At 64.7% G+C, this 1,539-nt stretch carries 2 protein-coding genes; both read right to left on the reverse strand.

Going from position 1 to position 1,539, the window contains the following annotated elements; translation table 11 throughout:
- Window positions 1–13: 13 nt before the first annotated feature.
- Window positions 14–370, reverse strand: a complete 357-nt coding sequence (gene queD, locus ACXRVY_RS28420) for a 6-carboxytetrahydropterin synthase QueD (RefSeq protein WP_108219187.1) — start codon at window positions 368–370, stop codon at window positions 14–16.
- Window positions 371–444: 74 nt separating this feature from the next.
- Window positions 445–1,524, reverse strand: a complete 1,080-nt coding sequence (locus ACXRVY_RS28425) for a patatin-like phospholipase family protein (protein ID WP_223462372.1) — start codon at window positions 1,522–1,524, stop codon at window positions 445–447.
- Window positions 1,525–1,539 lie beyond the last annotated feature (15 nt).

Raw genomic sequence — 1,539 nt, forward strand, 5'->3', positions numbered from 1 at the left:
GGTGATGCCTGACCTATTCACCGCGATAGATGCAACCGCTGGTGCAGGTTTCGTGGATGCGAATCGCACTGAGCTCCGGCAGCAGGGGCTTCATTTCCTGCCAGATAAACTTGGCCAGCACTTCACTGGTCGGGTTTTCCAGGCCGGGAATGTCGTTCAGGTAGTTGTGGTCCAGGCGCTCGTACAGCGGCTTGAAGATTTCCTTGATTTCCGAGAAGTCGCGGATCCAGCCAGTGTGCGGGTCGAGGTCGCCGCTCAGGTGGATCGCCACTTTGAACGAGTGACCGTGCAGGCGGCCGCACTTGTGGCCGTCCGGTACGTGGGGCAGGCGGTGGGCGGATTCGAAGGTAAATTCTTTGAAGATTTCCACAGTTTTTCAGCTCTGTTCAGGTGGCGTTCGCCGCAGCGATTCGGGCAGGAGGCGAGTTTACCAGTTTGTCCTGACTAAAGGGTCAGCAAGCGCTCGCCGAGGCGACCGTTGGCGGCCAGTTCGAGGAATTCGTCGCCCAGGCGGCGGCTTTCGTCCATGGTCGTGCGCCAGTATTTCTGCCGGCTCGGAGCGTCGCCCATGAAGCGCTTGAAGTCGCTACGGTCCGGCAGTTTGCCGTAGGGCAGGCGCGCCAGGTAGTCCTTTGACGGCGCCAGCAGCAGCACGTTTTGCAAGCGTGCCGGGCAGGCGCGGCGCCATGGCAGGGTCTTGTCGAACCAGCCGGGAATCACCCGGTCGGTGAAGTGCGGGTAGAGCACGATGTCGTTGCCGCTGTAGGGCAGGTCCAGGTGATAGTCCAGCAGGCCGCCGTCGCGGTAGGTTCCCGCACCGGCGCCCGGCAAGTCGCGCACGCCCTCCATCACCATCGGAATCGAGCCCGAAGCGAGCAAGGCCTGGCGCAAATTGCCGGCGTTGAGGGCGACGAAGCGCGACGGGAAGTCATTCAAGGCATTGACCGGCGGCGCCAGGCGCGGGTCGTGGACGATCAGGCGTTCGAAGTGCCGGGCCAGCCGCGCCCGGCCACGCAGGTTGTCGGCGATAACCGAGGACAGGCCCAGCCCCAGGCGGGCGCGATGATCGTCGGCCAGCAGGCCGTGGCTTTTGACCACCATGATGTTCAGGCGGTAATCGCTGTTGCCGAGGATCGAGGCATCGCAACCGTCGAGCAGGTCATTGAGCATGCGCCGGGAGCTCTGGCTGATCTGCGCCATGGTCACGCCCTTGGCGAAATTCTGCTCGGTGTACAGCTGCCCGAGACGCCGGATGCCCTCGGCGGCGTCCGGCAGGCAGGCGCTGGCGAAGCGCCAGGAACCCACCGATGCACCAATCAGCGAGCGTTCCCGCGGTGCCGCCGGCAGCCACTCGCCGAACAGCGCCAGGTCCAGTCCCTGAATCCCCAGCGCCTTCGGACCGCCGGCCGCGCCAGGCAAGGTGCCGACGTCGGCGGCGCTCAAGCCGCTGTCACGGATGCGCGCAAAGGCACGCGGGCCGGCCTTGAGGGTCAGGGAAGGGAACTTGATGTGGATGGCGGTCATTGCGGTCTCGAAGTG

It is taken from the genome of Pseudomonas sp. P5_A2_2, from assembly GCF_054177685.1.

Bases quoted from the DNA above. Each gene is read 5' to 3' on its own strand.
- ACXRVY_RS28425 (WP_223462372.1), bottom strand. From the start codon at position 1,524: ATGACCGCCATCCACATCAAGTTCCCTTCCCTGACCCTCAAGGCCGGC.